Raw genomic sequence first — 17376 nt, 5'->3', positions numbered from 1 at the left:
CCATGTCTGCCACGCAAGACCTGTCCGTCCACGCCACCGAAGCGCTGCTGTTTTTCGTCCTGCTGCAGCTTGCCATCATCGTGCTGGCCGGGCGCATCGGCGGTGAAGTGGCGGTGCGCCTGAAGCAGACCGCGGCGGTCGGCGAAATCATCGTCGGCATCCTGCTCGGGCCGTCCCTGCTGGGTTTGCTGGCGCCGTCGGTGTTTGGCTACGTGTTCCATTCCGCCTCCGGCACGCCACTGCAGATCCTGTCGCAGCTCGGGCTGATCCTGCTGATGTTCCAGATCGGGCTGGAGTTCGATTTCAACCACCTCGGCGACAAGCACAACCGCCGCGCCGTGCTGTGGGTGGCGGTGGCCAGCCTGGCGGCACCGTTCGCCCTCGGCCTGGGCTTCGGCTGGATCAGCGCGCCGGCGCTGTCGCCGCAGGCCCCGCATCTGGCCTCGGCGCTGTTCGTCGCCACCGCGTTCTCGATCACCGCGCTGCCGATTCTCGGCCGCATCCTGATGGACTTCGAACTCACGCGCACGCCGCTGGGCGTGATCGCCATCAGCGCGGCGGCGATCAACGACGTGATCGGCTGGCTGCTGCTGGCCCTGGTCACCACCCTCACCTTGAGCCATTTCGAGCCGCTCGCGTTCGCGCTGAAGGTGGCGATGGTGCTGGGCTTCATGCTGCTGTGGATGGTCGGGCTGCGGCCGCTGATGCGCCGCCTGATCCGCCATGTCCAGAACAGCGGACACGACCTGCCGCCAAACCTGCTGGGCGGCATACTGGCGATGGTGTTCGTCTCCGCCATGGCAACCTATCAGCTCGGCATCTTCGCCATATTCGGCGGCTTCATCATGGGCGTGATCCTGCACGACGAGGCCCGCTTCGTGCGCGCCTGGAAAGCGCAGATCAATCCCTTCGTGCTGGTGTTCTTCCTGCCGATCTTCTTCACCTACACCGGCCTGCGCACCGACATCGGCGGCCTCTCCAGCGCCGCGCTGTGGGGCTGGTGCGCGCTGCTGGTGCTGCTGGCCACGGCGGGCAAGTTCGGCGGCGCGTATCTCGCCGCACGCGCGTGCGGCATGAACCACCCGCAAGCCGGCGTGATGGGCGCGCTGATGAACACCCGCGCCTTGATGGAACTCATCATCATCAACGTCGGCTACGACCTCGGCGCCATCTCACGCCCGATGTTCACCATGCTGGTGCTGATGGCGATTTTCAGCACCGTCATCACCGCCCCGCTGCTGCGGCACTGGCTGCCACGCGCAGGGCATGCGCTTGCGGCCGGGGCTGGCAGGCCGCTCGCAAGTCGGGAAGCCTGAGCGCCCCCTTCCAGGCCAAGTCTTGCAGGCCCGCCCTGTCTGCACGCTCAGCCCCTCGAAAACTTGCTCTGCGCGTTCGATCACGCGGGCGAGCCGCACCAGCTTGGCCGTTTCCTCGCTGTCGAGCATGCCCTCTTTTTTGCGCCGGGCCAGCCTGCGCTCGGGAATGCCCAGGGCCGGCGCCAGTTCGGATTGCGTGGCGTGCAGGGTTTTGGTCAGGGGGCATCCATGGCCGCCGAGGAAATGCCCTGGCGAATGATGGGCACCCAATCCAGCGCCGTGCGGGGCTTGGCATGGAGAACGCCGTGAGGAGCCGTTCAACGCGCGCGCAAGCGTCTTGCAAGCAGCAACGGCAGGCGCAGCACGAAGCCGAGAAGCAGGCGGGTGTGCATCCAGGTGAGCAGGATGTTGTCGCGCAGGTAATTGAAGTGCGAGACGCCGCCCTCCGCGGCGCTCGGATAACGCACCGGTGCGGGCAGATTGACGGCCGGCACGCCGCGCCAGCTCAGGCGCACCACGGCTTCGGGGTCGAAGTCGAAACGGCGCATCCAAGGCTGTCGGCGCATCACCGCGCGCAGCGGCGCGATCGGATAGACGCGAAAGCCATAGAGCGAGTCGCCGATGCCGGCCCACAGGGTTTCGAGATTCGCCCAGGCGTTGGACACCTTGCGCCCCTGCACGCGCAGCTTGGGCGCGCTGGCGTCGAACACGGGCACGCCGAGCACCATCGCCAGCGGCTGCTGCAGCGAGGTCGACATGAAGGCAGGAATGCGCTCGGCGGGATGCTGGCCGTCGGAGTCCATGGTGAGGGCGTGGGTGTAGCCGGCAGCGGCGGCGGCGTCGAGGCCGTACAGCACGGCGGCACCTTTGCCGCGGTTCTCCGGCAGCAGCAGCACGCGCAATTGCGGGTCGGCGGCGCCCAGGGCCTGCAGGCCTGCGGCGGTGCCGTCGCTGCTGCCGTCCACCACCACCCACACCGGCGCCCACTGCGCGCGCGCGGCTTGGACTGTGGCATAGACCGCGGGGCCGGGGTTGTAGCTGGGGATGAGGACGAGGTGGGTGGCGCTCGGCTGCGTAACGCCCGGTGCCACAAGGGCATCAGACGTCGGTGCAGTCGTGGTCATCGGTCGGGGCGGCGCAATGGGGGGCGGTGGCGGTGGCGCCGCCTTGCGGCAGGAGGCGCGGCAGCATGGCATCGGCCAGTGCGTCCTGAAAATAGGCCGCGATCGCGACGGCGAACGCCTGCACGTCCTGCGGCGGATCGAAACGCTTGCCCAGCCGCACGCGGTAGGTGATGGGCAGCAGCGGGCGCTGCAACAGGGGCCAGCCCTTGGTGAGGAAAGGCGAATCGGTCTCGATGAACACGGTTTGCACCGGCACTTGCGCCTGCTTGGCGATGAGCCCGACGCTGCCGCGCACCGGGCCGATGGGCCGCGCCGTGCTGCGCGTGCCTTCGGGGAAGAGCAGCAGGTGATGGCCGGCGTGCAGATCGGCCACGGCGAGGTGGATCATGTTGCGCAGCGCGTCGTTGCGGATGTAGCGCGCCAGGCGCGCGCCGGCGCCGAGCGAGGGGTTGTCGAGGATGTCGGCTTTCATGATGCAGGCCACGCCAGGCAGGCGGGAGATGACCAGCACGGCGTCGATCAGCGAGGGATGGTTGGGCGCGACGATCATCGGCGGCTGGCCGTGCAGGGCGTCCAGCGCGGACAAGTCGAAGCGGCAGGCGCCGATGACCGAGAGCGTGCGCAAGTACCAGCGAAACGCCGTGTGAATCAACCAGCGGCCGAACGTCAGCCCGGTCCGGCGCGGCAGCAGGTAGTACAGCGGCACGGCCAGCAGCGACCACAGCAGACCCACCACGCCGAGCAGGCCCAGACCGAAATACACCCGCAGCGCATCCCACACCTGGCGTGGGCGGCCGGGAGCGTCGGGAGCATGGGAGATCACATCGTCATTCATGGCTGTCGACCATTTGGGATGATTGTCCCAGGATCCACGCGATTCCAATGCCCGCCGAGAGATTCTGGCTGCGGCGCAACAACGGGCTGTCGGCAAAAACGGCGCCGCTCAGGTTGTCGTAACGGGCGAACCCGCCCACCCAGAATCCAGGGAAGCGCTTGCTCAAGGCCAGGGTGAACTGGCTGCCGGCGTAGCCGCCCGATGCCGCATAGGCCGGGCGTGTGGCCGTGGCGCAGGCCGGGGCCACGCCGTAATACGTCTGGTTGTAGCTGCGGTCGGCGAACAGCGGGCCGGTCTGTGCGCCGAGGTTCCAGCCGTTCAGCCCGGCAACGTCGGCCATGTCGAGATTGAGCACCGGTGCGAACAGCCAGCCCACCTGGCGCGGATGCCACGCCACGCTGATGACGGTGCGCAGCGGCACACGAAAGTCCAGGCGCATGCGCTGCGCCGCCGACTGCCAGAGATGCACATCGAGCGCGGGGCCGAACTGGATCGTGGGCTTGAGGTCAGGCATGCCGCTGCGGGCGTAGTCGTCGGTGCTGTTGACCGGCGGCGATGCGCTCAGGCTGAGGTAGGAATCGACGCGCTCGGTGTCGAACAAGCGTGCCTGAAAACCGTTGCGTCCGGCCTTGAAGATCTCGCCGCGATAGACGAAGTACGGGGTTGGCAAGATGTAGCTGCGCTGCTGGTCGGAGCCGGGATAGTCGGGAAAGCTGAGGACGCCAAAGCCAAGGCCGACCTCCCACAACGGCTTTTGCACCGCTTGGGCGGCGGCTGGCCCGAGGCCAGCCAGCAGCGCCGCAGCGGACAAGGCAAGGGCAACCAGGGTGCGGCGCTTCAGCATGCAAACTCCTGCGCCGTGGGCAACGCCACGGCTTCGATTTCAACCAGTAGATCGACACGGCATACGTCCGCCTGCAGGTACAGCGCCCGCACCTCGTCGTCCACCACCTGTTGCAGCTCGGCTTGAATCGCGGGTTGATCGGCGGCGTGGCGCACATACACTTTGTAGTGCAGGTCTTGCAGCGTCAAGCCTTTGCCACCCTGGGTGCCGGCTTGCCGCAGCACGGCCTCGATGTTGCGCAGAATTTCGCGCGTCTGCTCCGCCACGTCGCCATGGTGGAGCGTCTGGTGGCCGACGATGCTGGCGGTGCCGGAAATGAACAGCGCCGACTGGCCGGCGATGCAGGCCAGGTTGGCGCGCGAAAACGTGGGCGCGCGCGGGCCGTAATCGGCCGGGTAGTGATAGGCACTGAGCTGGCGCGGGTTTTCGATGGCGACGGGTGGCCGACGGCCAGCGATGAAATACACCACCAGCGGCGCGCCGCCCGCCGCCCCCAGCGCACTGGCCGAGGGCACGCTGGCGCCGCTGACATGGCGACCATGGGCGAGAAAGGCGTCCTGCCGGCCGATGTTGAACTGGCGGTAATGCTCCAGCCCGGCGCTTTCGCGGTTGATGTCGGGGATATGGTTCCACACCCGCAGCAGGTGGGGGAAACCGAGCGTCTCGATGGCGGCGAACAGCTCGTCGTAGGCCAGCTCGGTGGTGCGTCGCAAGGGGGAGGACGGGCGGCTTGTGTGAGGGGGCAGTGCCTTGGCGGCGCTCTCGCACAGGAGGCTGGCGTCAACCTCCGGCGCATATTGCGTTTCAGGCTCGTCAACCGCCAGCGTCAGCACGCCGAACAGCACCGCTTCGTTGCAGCGCCAGTGCAGCCGGCCATGCACGCCGGCGCGCAACGGCGCATCGGCGATCCAGACTTCGCTCCAGACTTCACTCAAGGCTGTGCCTTGCCGCAGCGCTTGCACCTGCACCTGCGCCAGCGGCAAATCGAGTCCGGCCAGCGCCTGCGGCAACGCGCTGCCGAAACAGGCGACGCCAAGCACGTTGCGCAGCCAGGCGGCGGGCTGCGCCGCGAGTTGCGAGGCGGGCAACACCAGCAGTTGCAAGGGAGATGTGGCGACCATCACCCGCCCGTGACGCCGGGCAGGGATTCCACCCGAATTTGCCGCTTGCGCAGCCCGCGGGCGCGCCACGACCGGGCCAGATGCCGCAAGGAAGCCAGGTAGAAAATGCCCTTGAGCAGGCGCACCGAACCCCAGATGGGGGTGGTGCCGAAAATGTCGCCAGCCAGCACCGACAGCAACGCCTCCTTCACGCGCCAGATATTGCTCGGGCCCATGAACATGTCGCGCATGGTGGGGTGGTTGACGCGGTAGATGAACCAGGAGAACTGGCGCGGGCCATGGCGCATGCCACGGTCGAAGCGGGCCAGCGCCTGCGCCGCCATGGCCGGCTCGCGCAAGCAGGTTTCCACGGCGTCGGCGGCCATGAAGCCGCCCTGCATGGCCAGCATCACCCCGGAGGAAAACACCGGGTCGATGAAAGCGTAGGCATCGCCAATCAGCAGGTAATTGGGGCCGTGGGTGCGGTCGCTGCTGTAGGAGAAATTGCCGGTGGCTTCGACCTCGGTCACGCGGGTTGCGGCGTTGAGTCGCGCCGACAGGTCGGGCGACATGGCGATGGTGTCGGCGAAGAACTGGTCGAGCGGTTTGTCGCGGGTCTTGAGGTAATACGGCCAGACCACCGCGCCGATGCTGGTGGCGCCATCGGCCAGCGGAATCAGCCAGAACCAGCCATGCTCGAACCAGACGATGGTGATGTTGCCCTGCGCCTTGCCGCCCAGCCGCTGCACGCCGGTGAAATGGGCGAACATGGCGGCGCTGTTGTGCTTGGGGTCGCGGTGCTTGGCCTTGAAACGGCTGGCGAGAAAGGTGTCGCGGCCCGACGCATCGATCACCATGCGCGCGGCCCAGCTGGACTGCGTGCCGTCATCGTGCGTGGCGCTGACCACGGCGCCCCCGGCTTCGGGCAGGAACCGCACCTCGCGCACCGCGCAGCCTTCCATCACGGCGGCGCCTTTGCGCGCAGCGTTGCGGATCAGGATGTGGTCGAACTCCGAGCGCCGCACCTGATAGGCCATGGGCATGGTCTTGTCCCAGGCATCGGCGAACTCGTAGGTCTGGGTGTGTTGCGCGTGCCAGGGCGAGACGAACTCGGCACCCCATTTTTCCATGCCGATCGCTTTGACTTGCGCCGCAACGCCGAGCTTGTCCAGCAGCGGCAGGTTGGCCGGCAGCAGCGACTCGCCGATGTGAAAGCGCGGGTGATGGTCTTTCTCCAGCAGCGCCACATGCAGCCCGCGCTCGGCCAGCAGCGCAGCCGCCGTCGACCCACCCGGACCCGCGCCGATGATGAGGACGTCAACCCGTTGCTGCGTGGACTTTGCGGCAAGCGTGGCCTGTGTGGCCAGTGCCGCGCCTGCGCCGTGCGTATCTGCCGCCATGGAAACCTCTGAGGAACGGATCAAACCAGTCGGTAGTTGCGCGTGGAGGTGGGCAGGAGAGAAACCCCGCCGAATTTGCCGCTCGCAGTCTGCGGCCACTTCGAAAGCGAATATTTTAGAGAATCCAGTCAGGCACGAGCTGCTTTCGCCCTCGGGGCGACGCTGCACGAGTCCCTCGCACCGATGGCTGGCGCCGAGCGCAGCAGGCTGCCCAGCACACCGCCCACCGCAAGTTCGGTCATCGCCTGCGCCACGTCCAGCCCGGGGTTGGGGCGCATGGTGTCCGCCGCGGTTTTCACCGCCTTCTGGCGGCGCGAATGGGTGGCCCTGCTCGCCGAACACGTCCCACAGGGTCACGGGACTGGCACCAGAAACCGGCCCGGGCAAGCCCAAGTTTTTCAGGTGCTCGGCCAGTTTTGGGCTCAAGCTTCCGGCCTGCGAAATGCCGGTGAGGTCGCCCTTCACATCGACCATGAACACGGGCGCGCCGATGCGCCAGAACGCTTCGGCCAGTACCTGCAGGCTGACGGTCTTGCCGGTGCCGGTGGCGCCGGTGATGAGGCCGTGGCGATTGGCCAGGCGTGGCAGCCGCTGGCATTGCACGCTGCCGTGCTGGGCGATGAGGATGGGATCGGACATCGGGAATCTCGCCAATGAGGGGCCGTAAAATGCCCGGCGACGTTGGACGATTCAGTCCAAGGCAATGACAAAACCAAAGGCGCCGTGCGCCGGGAGCGAACACTATGGCCGGCCATTCCAAATGGGCCAACATCCAGCACCGCAAAGGCCGCCAGGACGAAAAACGCGGCAAGGTCTGGACCAAGATCATTCGTGAAGTGACGGTTGCCGCCAGGCTCGGCGGCGGCGACGTGGGCACCAACCCGCGCCTGCGCATGGCCATGGACAAGGCGCGCGAAGCCAATATGCCGGCCGACAACCTCAGGCGCGCAGTCGACCGCGGCACCGGCAACCTGGATGGCGCGCATTACGAGGAGATTCGCTACGAGGGCTACGGCCCCGGTGGCGCGGCGCTGATCATCGACTGCATGACCGACAATCGCGTGCGCACCGTGGCCGAAGTGCGGCATGCGCTGTCCAAGCTTGGCGGCAACCTGGGCACCGAAGGCTCGGTGGCGTTCCAGTTCAAGCATTGCGGCCAGTTCCTGTTCGCCCCGGGAACGAGCGAGGACAAGGTGATGGAAGCCGCGCTCGACGCCGGTGCGGAGGACGTGAACACGCTGGACGACGGCTCCGTCGAAGTCATTTGCGATCCACACGACTTCGAGGCGGTGCGCAAGGCCTTCGAGGCCGCCGCGCTCAAGCCCGAACTGGCCGAACTCGGCATGAAGCCCAGCGTGGAAGTGGAACTGGCCGGCGACGACGCCGAGCGCATGCACAAGCTGGTGGACGCGCTCGAAGACCTCGACGACGTGCAGCGCGTGGACCACAATGCCGTGCTGCCCTGAACGCCCTTCTGCCCGGCAACGCCTCCTGCATCCAACACGCACATGAAAATCCTGGTCATCGGCTCGGGCGGGCGCGAACATGCCCTGGCCTGGAAACTGGCGCAATCGCCGCGCGTCAAGAAGGTGTATGTCGCGCCTGGCAACGGCGGCACGGCCACGGAAACGCGGGTGGAAAACCTGCCCATCACCGACCCGCAGCAACTGGCCGATTTCTGCATCGCCGAAGACATCCACCTCACCGTGGTGGGCCCCGAGGCGCCGCTGGCCGCTGGCATCGTCGACTACTTCCGCATGCGCCGCCTGCGCATCTTCGGCCCGACGCAGGGCGCGGCCCAGCTTGAGAGCTCCAAGGCTTTCGCCAAGGCCTTCATGGCGCGCCACGGCATTCCCACCGCGGCCCACCGTACCTTCAGCGACGCAGCCGAGGCGCATGCCTACATCGACACCCACGGCGCACCGCTGGTGGTGAAAGCCGACGGCCTGGCCGCCGGCAAGGGCGTGGTCGTGGCCCTCACCCTGGCCGACGCGCACGCCGCCGTGGCCGACATGCTGGAGCACAACACCTACGGCGTGCAGCATGGCGAAGACGGCGCGCGGGTGGTGATCGAGGATTTTCTCGACGGCGAAGAAGCCAGCTTCATCGTGCTGGTGGACGGACGCAACGTCGTTCCCCTGGCTTCCAGCCAGGACCACAAACGCCTGCAGGACGAGGACCGCGGCCCCAACACCGGCGGCATGGGCGCGTACTCTCCGGCTCCGGTGGTGACGCCCGAAGTGCATGCGCGGGTGATGCGCGAAATCATCCTGCCCACGGTGCAGGGCATGGCCGCCGAGGGGCACGACTACACCGGCTTTCTTTACGCCGGGCTGATGATCGACCCGCAAGGCCACGCCAAGACCCTGGAGTTCAACTGCCGTCTGGGCGACCCCGAAACCCAGCCCATTCTGATGCGCCTGAAAAGCGATCTGGTGACCGTGTTCGACGCCGCCATCGACGGCAAGCTCGACAAGATGGAACTGCAGTGGGACCGGCGCACCGCGCTGGCCGTGGTCATGGCCGCGCCCGGCTACCCCGAAGCCCCGCGCCTGGGCGGCGCCATCAGCGGCATCCCCAAGCACGCGGACGATCTGCATGTCTTCCACGCCGGCACCCGGCTGGAGGAGGGCAAACTGCACACCAGCGGCGGCCGCGTGCTGGCCGTCACCGCGCTGGGCGACTCGGTGCGCATGGCGCAAACCCGCGCCTATGTCGGCGTGCGGCAGATCGCCTTCGAGGGCATGCAGTTCCGGCAAGACATCGGCTGGCGGGCGATCAAGCGTTGAGCGCGCCCCAAGCCGGGTTCAGATGACGCCCTGATCTCGCAAAGCGGCGATTTCCGCTGCAGTGAGACCCAACTCGTGCAAGACCCCATCGTTGTGCGCACCCAGCGCCGGACCCAGCCAGCGTGTCGCGCCCGGTGTGAGAGAGAAGCGCGGAGCCGGAGCAGGCAGGTCGATGGGGGTGCCGTCGGCCAGGTGGTGGTGTTCGATCATGCCGCGCGCCTGGAACTGCGGGTCTTGAACGATATCCTTGATGCTGTAGATGCGGCTTGCGGGCACCTCGGCGGCGCGCATGGTCTGCACGATGGCCTCGGCGGCGTGCTGCCCGGCCCAGGTCTGGATGGCGGCGTCGATCTCGCCGACGCGCTGCATGCGGCCCTGATTGCTGGCCAGGCCCGCATCTTCGGCCATGTCGACCCGGCCGATGGCGCGCATCAGGCGCTTGAAAATGGCGTCGCCATTGCCTGATATCTGCACCCACTCGCCGCCCTGGCTGCGGTACACGTTGGACGGCGTGATGCCAGGAATGCTCGTTCCCGTGCGCTCGCGCACGGTGCCGTCGGCGCTGTACTCCATCAGCGTGCTTTCCAGCAGGTTGAACACGCTCTCGGTCAGTGCCACGTCCACCACCTGGCCTGCGCCGCCGGTGCTGCCGTTCCAGCGCCCGCCGGTGGCGTCGCGGTGGCGCAGGGCCATGAGCGCGCCCATGGTGGCGTGCAGAGCGGCGATGGAATCGCCCAGCGACAAATTGGCGCGCATGGGCGGCCGGTCGGGGTCGCCGATGAGGTAGCGCATGCCGCCCATGGCTTCGGCAATGGCGCCGAAACCGGGCTGCTGGCGCATCGGCCCGGTCTGGCCGAAGCCGGAGATGCGCACCATCACCAGGCTGGGGTTGACGGCACTGAGTTCGTCCCACCCGAGGCCGAGTCTTTCCAGCGCGCCGGGGCGCAAGTTCTCCACCAGCACATCGGCCTGCGCCGCCAAGCGCAGCACGATGTCGCGGCCCTGCGGGTGCTTGAGGTTGGCGGTGATGCAGCGCTTGTTGCGCGCCTGCGCCGCCCACCACAGCGAGGTGCCAGCATGCAGCTTGCGCCAGGTGCGCAGCTGGTCGCCGCCGAGGTCGTCGCCTTGCGCGGGAGATTCGATCTTGACCACGTCCGCGCCGAACTCGGCCATCAGCCGGGTGGCGAAAGGCCCGGCGATGAGGCTGCCGAGTTCCACGACGCGCAGCCCGGCCAGCGGGCCCGGGCTGGTCCCTGCAGCAGGCTGCGCGGAAGCTGCGGCATCAGCCATAGAACGGTGCGAACAAGAGGGCGACGTTGACCAGTACGGCGAGGAACCAGACCGTGGAGCGCAGGCTGGCGCGATCGTTCACATACAGCCAGAGGTAGACGGCGCGCAACGCCACCCAGGCCATGAGCAGGCCGTTGACCACGGCCAGATCGGCATGGCCATAGAGCGCGAACAAGGCGGCGGCAAACAGGAAGGGCAAGGCTTCGAAGGTGTTGGCCTGCGCCGCGTTGGCCCGCCTGCGGCGCGGGTCCGGATGGTTCTCGAGCCAGGCGCGCGGCTCGTTGTTGTCGTAGCGGTTGGTCCCGGCGCGGAAGGTCCCGGATTTGGCAATGCCGGCAGCGACGATGGGCAGTTGCGCGGCGATGAGCACAAGCGCGGCGGTGAGCAGCATGGGATGGGGTCGGGCGGCGTCGGGGAAGACTGATTATGCGTGAGCATGGCGCGCAAAAAACAAGGGCCGACATGGCCGGCCCTTGGTGCTGCTGCGGCGACGTCAGGCGACGTCGTTGAACGCGCGGTTGTGCGTCCCGTCAACCCGCATAATCGGCCGCGACCGTCGCGTCCTTGTCGTTGGCCATGCCCAAGAACCGAACGACGATGGTGGCGACGACGGCCACGACGAAATTCACGACCAGCGCATACAGGCCGATGTAGGCCGGAATCACCATGCCGGCGATGTGCAGCGCATAGCCCGAGGTCTTGAAGCCGTTGAGCGAGGCCGCCCAGATGCCCCACGCCAGGCCAGCGGCCCAGCCCAGCAGCAGCGCCTTGGCATCGAACCAGCGGGTGTAGATGCCGGAGACGATGGCGGGGAAGGTCTGCAGGATGAGGATGCCGCCCAGCAGTTGCAGCTGAATGGCATAGGTCAAGGGCAGGAAGATGATGAACAGCAGGGCGCCGAACTTGACCACCAGGGACACCAGCTTGGCCATGTCGGTTTCTTTCTGCGCCGAGCATTGCGGGTTGATGAAAGGCTTGTAGATGTTGCGGGTGAACAGATTGGCCGCGGCGATGGACATGATGGCCGCCGGCACCAGCGCGCCAATGGCCACAGCCGCGAAGCCCACCCCGACGAACCAGCTCGGGAAGTAATGCAGCAGCAGGCCGGGCATGGCGAACTGCGGGCCGTACTGTTTGAAGTACGGTGCCAGGTCAGGCAGCGTGGCAATGCCGGAGGCATAGGCCACATAACCGAGCATGGCGATCAACCCCAGCACGAAGGAGTACGCGGGCAGGAACACCCAGTTGCGCCGCAGGGTGTTGGGGCCCTTGGCGGCGAGCACCGCGGTGGTGGCATGCGGGTAGAGCATGAGCGCCAGCGCCGAGCCGAAAGCCAGGGTGCCGTAGAACGACATCAGCCCGGTGTTGCCGTCCTTGATCGGGGGCAGCAGCAATTTTTTCGCCGGAATGGCGGCGAAGATGTTGCCGAAGCCGCCCATCTTGATGGGCACGACGACGATGAGCGCGATCACCGTGATATAGACCAGCAGGTCTTTCACCACGGCGATGGACGCTGGCGCCCGCAGGCCGCTGGTGTAGGTGAACGCCGCCAGAATGACGAAGGCGATGATCAGCGGCAGCTCGCTCACCAATCCATGCCCGGCGGGGAAGCCCAGGCCGCCGATGACCACCTGGATACCCACCAGTTGCAACGCGATGTAGGGCATGGTGGCGACGATGCCGGTGACGGCGATCGCCAGCGCCAGCCCCGGGCTGTTGTAACGCCCGGCGATGAAGTCCGACGCGGTGATGTAGTTGTGCTTGCGCGCCACCATCCACAGTCGGGGCAGGATGGCGAACACCAGCGGATACACCAGCACGGTGTAGGGCAGCGCAAAGAAGCCCAGGGCGCCGGCGCCGAACACCAGGGCCGGCACCGCGATGAAGGTGTAGGCGGTGTACAAGTCACCGCCAATGAGGAACCAGGTGATCCAGGAGCCAAAGCGGCGCCCACCCAGGCCCCACTCGTGCAGGTGCGACATATCACCCTTGCGCCAGTGCGCCGAGACGAAGCCCAGCACGGTGATGAACAGGAACAGGCCGATGAAAACGACGGTTGCGACGATGTTCATGGCGTTCAGTCTCCGCTACCAGCAGGCACGACCATCTTGTAGACGATGGCGATGAACACACCGGACAGCGGCACCCACATCAGTTGCCACCAGTAGAAGAAGGGAATGCCGAAGAGGCTCGGTTCGAGCACGTTGAAATAGGGAACGATGAGCACGGCAATGCAGGGAATCGCCAGCAGGATGACCTGCAGCGGCCCGAGCTTGCGCACCGAGTTGGGCTTGGACATGAATGTCGCCTCCAAAGTTGAATGCTGCGGGATCTCCGCAGGTGGTTGGCGCTTCGGGCGGGTGATGCCGTTCGCGCTTGTTCGTCAAAGGTTAGATTCAAACGCGACAGAATCGCGGTGACCGGGTGTGATCCATGTAACGGAATGTCATGTTTTAAGGGTAATCACGGGTAATCGGGATGCAGCGGCGCCACACTTCAAATTTGAAGATCGCGGATGGCACGCCCAAAAGACTCACGCCCGCCACTGGCCCCAGGCTTTTTCCACGCGCTTGACCGACACCGGCGTGGGCGTACGCAATTCCTGCGCGAACAGGGCGACGCGCAATTCCTCCAGCATCCAGCGCAGCTCCACGAGTTGCGGGTCGGGGCTGGCACCGCCCTGCTGCGCTTGCTGCAGTTCGCGCCTGAGCCGCGCCAGCAAGGGAGTCATCTCGGCCTGGCGCTGAGCGTCGCGCGCAGGGTCGGCGCGGAACTTGTCGAGGCGCAGTTGCACCGCTTTGAGGTAGCGCGGCAGGTGCGCGCGTTGGGTTGCGGGCAGTTCGAGCATGAAGCGCCTGGGCAGCAGCGCCCGCAGCTGCGCGGTGATGTCGGCATGCAGCGCCGCCTGCGGTTTGAACGCAACGAGCTTCTTGCTGGCGGCATGCCATTCGGCGAGGATGGTTGCCGCCAGACGGCCCATTTCCTGCGCCAGCAGCTGCAGCCGCGGACGGCCGGCGGCGAGGCGCGCGGCAAAGCTGGCCGCATTCGCCGGCAGCGGGTCGGCGAGAAAGGCCAGGTCGAGCGCGGCGTCCAGAATTTGCCGGCGCAAATCATCGGCCGCGCCCAGCGGCATGTAATGCATGGCGGCCTGCCGAAAATCCGGCAGGTTTTTCTCGGCCGCTTTCAGCGGCTCGCGCAACTGCAGCGCGAACAGGCGTCGCAGGCCTTCGCGGTGCGCCCGGCTTGCCGCCTCCGGGGTATCGAACACGTCGAGCTGCACATGGTCGCCACGGTCGATGAGCGCCGGGAAACCCACCAGGGCCTGCTGCCCACGGCGCATTTCGAGCAGTTCGGGAAGTTCGCCAAAAGTCCAGTCGATGTAGCGTGGTTCGGCCTGCGCCGAGGCTGCCACGCGCGCCTCCGCCCCCGGAGTTTCGGTGGGATGCGCGCTGCTCTCGGCCAGCGCCGCCGGCAGTTCAGCAAGGCCGTTCTCAGTTTCCAGTTCCGCGCCCTGCGCACTTTGTGCCCGCACGGCGTTCTGGAATGCGGTGCGGGCGGCATCGGCGAGATCGGCGCGCAAACGGCTGAGGTTGCGGCTCATGCCCAGTTGGCGCCCTTGCTCGTCGACCACCCGCAGGTTGAACAGCACATGCGGGCCCAGGGTGTCGAGCTTGAAGTCTTCCGGGCGCGGAATCAGCCCGGTGTGCTCACGCACCAGGGCGCGTACGGCATCGAGCAGTTCGCCCTGGGCGTAGCGCTCGGGCGCACTCAAGACTGCGGCGAACCGGCGCACGGTGTCGGGCAGCGGCACCAGGCGCGAGCGCAGTTTTTGCGGCAGGCTCTTGAGCAAGGCGGTGAGCTTGTCGGCCAGCATGCCGGGCACCAGCCAGGCCAAGCGCTGCTCGGGAATCTGGTTAAGCGCGGCCAGCGGCACGGTGGCCGTCACGCCGTCGCGCGCGCCGCCGGGGTCGAAGCTGTACGCCAGTTGCATCTCCAGCGCGCCGATGCGCAGGCGCGTGGGGAAGGCCTCGGTGGTGATGCCGGCAGCCTCGTGGCGCATCAGGGCTTCGCGCTCCAGGAACAGCAGGCGCGGCTGGGCCTTGCTGGCCTGGCGATACCAGGTGTCGAAGCTGGTGCCGCCAAACACGTCGGGCGGAATGAAGCGCTCGTAAAAGGCTTCGATCAAGGCTTCGTCCACCAGCACGTCGCGCCGCCGCGCCTTGTCTTCCAGCGCCTCGACCTGGGCAATGAGCTTGCGGTTGTGGGCGAAAAACGGCCAGCGGCAATCCCACTCGCCTTCCACCAGGGCGTGGCGGATGAACAGCTCGCGGGCCTGCGCCGGATTCACACGGCCGAAGTCGATGCGGCGCTGGTTGTAGACCACCAGGCCATACAGCGTGGCGCGCTCGAACGCCACCACCTGCGCCGGCGTCTTTTCCCAATGCGGCTCCAGCAGGGTTTTTTGCAGCAGATGCGCGCCGACACGCTCGATCCACGGCGGCTCGATGCGCGCCACGCCGCGCGCGTACAACCGCGTGGTTTCCACCAGCTCCGCCGCCATCACCCAGCGCCCGGCCTTGCGGCCGATGGGCGACGACGGATGGATGAGGAATTTGATGCCGCGCGCGCCCAAATAATGCGGCCCGTCATCCGCCTTGCAGCCGACATTGCCGAGCAGCCCCGCCAGCAAGCTCAGGTGGACGTTTTCATCACTGGCCGCAATGGATGGAACAGCCCCCAGGTCGCCGCTCGCGGCGCCCGCCCCCCGAGGGGGCAAGTCAGACTTGGGGCTGAGCGCCGCGGCTCCAAGGCCGCCTGCGCGGGCTTGGACGGCACGAAGGCCAGTCGACTCTGGCGACTGGCGGCCCGGCGCTTGACTTGGATCGACCCGCCACCCCTGCTCCGCCGCCACAGTGAGCAACTGGCTGTGGATGTCGTGCCACTCGCGCATGCGCATGGGTGAGAGGAATTCGGCGCGCAACTGATCGTGCAGCTTGCGGTTGGATTTTTTATGCGCCACCAGCGCGTGGTAATGCGCCCAGAGTTTCAGCCAGCCCGCCAGTTCGGACGTGCCCTCGACGAAGCGGCGGTGCGCGGTGTCGGCGGCTTCCTGCCTGTCGGCCGGGCGTTCGCGCGGATCTTGCACGGCGAGTGCGGCGGCGATGATCAGGACTTCATGCAAGGCGCCAAGCTTGCGCGCTTCCAGAATCATGCGGCCCAGGCGCGGATCCAGCGGCAGGCGGGCGAGTTCGCGGCCCACCTCGGTGAGCTGGTTTTGCGCATCCACCGCGCCCAGTTCGCTGAGCAACTGGTAGCCGTCGGCAATGGCTTTGCGCGGCGGCGGGTCGATGAAGGGAAACTGCTCGATGCCCTCCAGCCCCAGCGCCTGCATGCGCAGAATCACCGCGGCGAGCGAGGAGCGCAGGATTTCGGGGTCGGTGAAGCGCGGGCGGGCGTTGAAATCAGCCTCGTCATACAGCCGGATGCAAATGCCGTTGGCCACGCGGCCGCAGCGCCCCGCGCGCTGGTTGGCCGCCGCCTGGCTGACCGGCTCGACCTGCAACTGCTCGACCTTCTGCCGGTAGCTGTAGCGCTTCACCCGCGCGCTGCCGGCATCGATCACGTAGCGGATGCCCGGCACCGTGAGCGAGGTTTCCGCCACGTTCGTCGCCAGCACCACGCGCCGCCCGCCGCCACTCTGGAACACGTGGTCCTGCTCGGCCTGCGACAGCCGCGCGTACAGCGGCAGGATGTCGACGCCGCGCCGCGAGGTGTCGAGATGGTGCTTGCGCAGCGCCTCGGTGGCTTCGCGGATTTCGCGCTCGCCGGGCAGGAACACGAGGATGTCGCCGCTGCCTTCGCGCCAGAGTTCGTCCACCGCGTCGCAGATGGCGGCGTGCAAGTCGCGCTCCTCGCGCTGCGCCTGAGCACGGGGTGCCAGTTCTGCGGCAGCGGGTGCGCCAGCACGGGGCTGGGCATCCACACCATAGGGGCGCCAGCGCATTTCGACCGGATACAGCCGGCCCGATACTTCAATGACCGGTGCCAGCCCGCGCGCGGTTTCGAAATGCCGCGCAAACCGCTCGGCATCGATGGTGGCCGAAGTGATGACGACTTTCAGGTCCGGCCGGCGCGGCAGGATGTTGCGGATGTAGCCGAGCAGGAAGTCGATGTTGAGGCTGCGCTCATGCGCCTCGTCGATGATGAGCGTGTCGTAGGCGCGCAGCAGCGGATCGCCCTGGGTTTCGGCCAGCAGGATGCCGTCGGTCATCAGCTTCACCGAGGCGCCAGGCTGGAAGCGGTCGGCGAAGCGCACCTTGTAGCCGACATGCTCGCCCAGCGGCGTGCCGATTTCCTGGGCGATGCGCCGCGCCACCGTCACCGCCGCCAGGCGGCGCGGCTGGGTATGGCCGATCAGCCCGCTGCCACCCGCACCCAGCCCGCGGCCCAGCGCCAGCGCGATCTTCGGCAGTTGCGTGGTCTTGCCCGAGCCGGTCTCGCCGCAGACGATGACCACCTGATGCGCGGCGATGGCGGCGGCGATGTCGTCGCGCCGGCCGCTGACGGGCAGCTCGGCAGGAAACTGCACGGGCGGAATCGGGTTGACGAGGCGAGGCTTGGGGAGCATGGGTGCTTGGCAAAGCGTCCATTTTCAGCCATGCGCCCATCATCCCGGAT

At 67.2% G+C, this 17376-nt stretch carries 14 protein-coding genes and 2 pseudogenes; 3 read left to right on the top strand and 13 right to left on the bottom strand.

Going from position 1 to position 17376, the window contains the following annotated elements; genetic code table 11:
- Nucleotides 1-2 precede the first annotated feature (2 nt).
- Complete coding sequence (locus THIX_RS06610) at nt 3-1316, top strand: cation:proton antiporter (RefSeq protein ID WP_112485594.1); 1314 nt, start codon at nt 3-5, stop codon at nt 1314-1316.
- Between the two features lie 144 nt (nt 1317-1460).
- Here THIX_RS06610 and THIX_RS24785 read toward each other — a convergent pair.
- The 8 genes and pseudogenes from THIX_RS24785 to THIX_RS06575 all read right to left on the bottom strand — a co-directional run.
- Nucleotides 1461-1586 (bottom strand): annotated as a pseudogene (locus THIX_RS24785) (hypothetical protein); the annotation flags it as partial.
- Between the two features lie 47 nt (nt 1587-1633).
- The gene (locus tag THIX_RS06600) at nt 1634-2440 is read right to left on the bottom strand and encodes a glycosyltransferase family 2 protein (protein WP_112485593.1); all 807 of its coding nucleotides are present in this window, start codon (nt 2438-2440) and stop codon (nt 1634-1636) included.
- The gene (locus THIX_RS06595) at nt 2415-3275 is read right to left on the bottom strand and encodes a 1-acyl-sn-glycerol-3-phosphate acyltransferase (protein ID WP_112485592.1); all 861 of its coding nucleotides are present in this window, start codon (nt 3273-3275) and stop codon (nt 2415-2417) included. The genes THIX_RS06600 and THIX_RS06595 overlap by 26 nt, the downstream gene beginning before the upstream one ends.
- Nucleotides 3268-4119: a MipA/OmpV family protein gene (locus THIX_RS06590; RefSeq protein ID WP_112485591.1), complete on the bottom strand. Its 852-nt coding sequence runs from the start codon at nt 4117-4119 to the stop codon at nt 3268-3270. The genes THIX_RS06595 and THIX_RS06590 overlap by 8 nt, the downstream gene beginning before the upstream one ends.
- Nucleotides 4113-5240 (bottom strand): Rid family hydrolase, encoded by a 1128-nt coding sequence (locus tag THIX_RS06585; RefSeq protein WP_112485590.1) that lies wholly within the window; start codon nt 5238-5240, stop codon nt 4113-4115. The genes THIX_RS06590 and THIX_RS06585 overlap by 7 nt, the downstream gene beginning before the upstream one ends.
- Nucleotides 5240-6619, bottom strand: coding sequence for an NAD(P)/FAD-dependent oxidoreductase (locus THIX_RS06580; protein ID WP_112488212.1), 1380 nt, complete (start codon nt 6617-6619; stop codon nt 5240-5242). The genes THIX_RS06585 and THIX_RS06580 overlap by 1 nt, the downstream gene beginning before the upstream one ends.
- A 128-nt stretch (nt 6620-6747) precedes the next feature.
- A complete protein-coding gene (locus tag THIX_RS24780; protein ID WP_371412993.1) occupies nt 6748-6897 on the bottom strand; it encodes a hypothetical protein in 150 nt (49 codons plus the stop codon).
- Nucleotides 6898-6937: 40 nt separating this feature from the next.
- A pseudogene (locus tag THIX_RS06575) lies at nt 6938-7258 on the bottom strand (helicase HerA-like domain-containing protein); the annotation flags it as partial.
- A 104-nt stretch (nt 7259-7362) separates the two neighbouring features.
- On the opposite strand from THIX_RS06575, the gene THIX_RS06570 reads away from it, so the two are divergent.
- Together THIX_RS06570 and purD are read left to right on the top strand one after the other, a co-directional pair.
- Entirely contained in the window at nt 7363-8085 is a 723-nt protein-coding gene (locus tag THIX_RS06570) for a YebC/PmpR family DNA-binding transcriptional regulator (RefSeq protein WP_112485589.1), read from the top strand.
- Between the two features lie 42 nt (nt 8086-8127).
- Nucleotides 8128-9408 carry a phosphoribosylamine--glycine ligase gene (purD, locus tag THIX_RS06565; RefSeq protein ID WP_112485588.1) on the top strand — a complete coding sequence of 427 codons (1281 nt, stop codon included), beginning with the start codon at nt 8128-8130 and terminating at the stop codon, nt 9406-9408.
- Between the two features lie 18 nt (nt 9409-9426).
- On the opposite strand, the gene THIX_RS06560 is transcribed toward purD, so the two are convergent.
- The 5 genes from THIX_RS06560 to hrpA all read right to left on the bottom strand — a co-directional run bounded on the left by THIX_RS06560 (nt 9427) and on the right by hrpA (nt 17326).
- A complete protein-coding gene (locus THIX_RS06560; RefSeq protein WP_112485587.1) occupies nt 9427-10698 on the bottom strand; it encodes a CaiB/BaiF CoA-transferase family protein in 1272 nt (423 codons plus the stop codon).
- Nucleotides 10691-11089, bottom strand: a complete 399-nt coding sequence (locus THIX_RS06555; RefSeq protein ID WP_112485586.1) for an MAPEG family protein — start codon at nt 11087-11089, stop codon at nt 10691-10693. The genes THIX_RS06560 and THIX_RS06555 overlap by 8 nt, the downstream gene beginning before the upstream one ends.
- Nucleotides 11090-11228: 139 nt before the next feature.
- Nucleotides 11229-12770, bottom strand: coding sequence for a monocarboxylate uptake permease MctP (mctP, locus tag THIX_RS06550; protein WP_112485585.1), 1542 nt, complete (start codon nt 12768-12770; stop codon nt 11229-11231).
- Nucleotides 12771-12775: 5 nt separating this feature from the next.
- Complete coding sequence (locus THIX_RS06545) at nt 12776-12997, bottom strand: DUF3311 domain-containing protein (protein ID WP_112485584.1); 222 nt, start codon at nt 12995-12997, stop codon at nt 12776-12778.
- A gap of 234 nt (nt 12998-13231) precedes the next feature.
- Nucleotides 13232-17326 (bottom strand): ATP-dependent RNA helicase HrpA, encoded by a 4095-nt coding sequence (gene hrpA / locus THIX_RS23995; RefSeq protein ID WP_112485583.1) that lies wholly within the window; start codon nt 17324-17326, stop codon nt 13232-13234.
- Between the last annotated feature and the right edge of the window lie 50 nt (nt 17327-17376).

The organism is Thiomonas sp. X19 (genome assembly GCF_900089495.1).
GTDB lineage: Bacteria > Pseudomonadota > Gammaproteobacteria > Burkholderiales > Burkholderiaceae_C > Thiomonas_A.
The sequence above is the reverse complement of the archived record's forward strand: the minus strand, read 5'-3'. Positions and strand labels throughout refer to the sequence as shown.

Coding starts and splice junctions, on each gene's coding strand:
- THIX_RS06560 (WP_112485587.1), bottom strand. CDS start 10,698: ATGGCTGATGCCGCAGCTTCCGCGCAGCCTGCTGCAGGGACCAGCCCG.
- THIX_RS06585 (WP_112485590.1), bottom strand. CDS start 5,240: ATGGTCGCCACATCTCCCTTGCAACTGCTGGTGTTGCCCGCCTCGCAA.
- purD (WP_112485588.1), top strand. CDS start 8,128: ATGAAAATCCTGGTCATCGGCTCGGGCGGGCGCGAACATGCCCTGGCC.
- THIX_RS24780 (WP_371412993.1), bottom strand. CDS start 6,897: ATGCGCCCCAACCCCGGGCTGGACGTGGCGCAGGCGATGACCGAACTT.
- THIX_RS06590 (WP_112485591.1), bottom strand. CDS start 4,119: ATGCTGAAGCGCCGCACCCTGGTTGCCCTTGCCTTGTCCGCTGCGGCG.
- THIX_RS06545 (WP_112485584.1), bottom strand. CDS start 12,997: ATGTCCAAGCCCAACTCGGTGCGCAAGCTCGGGCCGCTGCAGGTCATC.
- mctP (WP_112485585.1), bottom strand. CDS start 12,770: ATGAACATCGTCGCAACCGTCGTTTTCATCGGCCTGTTCCTGTTCATC.
- THIX_RS06580 (WP_112488212.1), bottom strand. CDS start 6,619: ATGGCGGCAGATACGCACGGCGCAGGCGCGGCACTGGCCACACAGGCC.
- THIX_RS06555 (WP_112485586.1), bottom strand. CDS start 11,089: ATGCTGCTCACCGCCGCGCTTGTGCTCATCGCCGCGCAACTGCCCATC.
- THIX_RS06595 (WP_112485592.1), bottom strand. CDS start 3,275: ATGAATGACGATGTGATCTCCCATGCTCCCGACGCTCCCGGCCGCCCA.
- THIX_RS06610 (WP_112485594.1), top strand. CDS start 3: ATGTCTGCCACGCAAGACCTGTCCGTCCACGCCACCGAAGCGCTGCTG.
- THIX_RS06570 (WP_112485589.1), top strand. CDS start 7,363: ATGGCCGGCCATTCCAAATGGGCCAACATCCAGCACCGCAAAGGCCGC.
- THIX_RS06600 (WP_112485593.1), bottom strand. CDS start 2,440: ATGACCACGACTGCACCGACGTCTGATGCCCTTGTGGCACCGGGCGTT.
- hrpA (WP_112485583.1), bottom strand. CDS start 17,326: ATGCTCCCCAAGCCTCGCCTCGTCAACCCGATTCCGCCCGTGCAGTTT.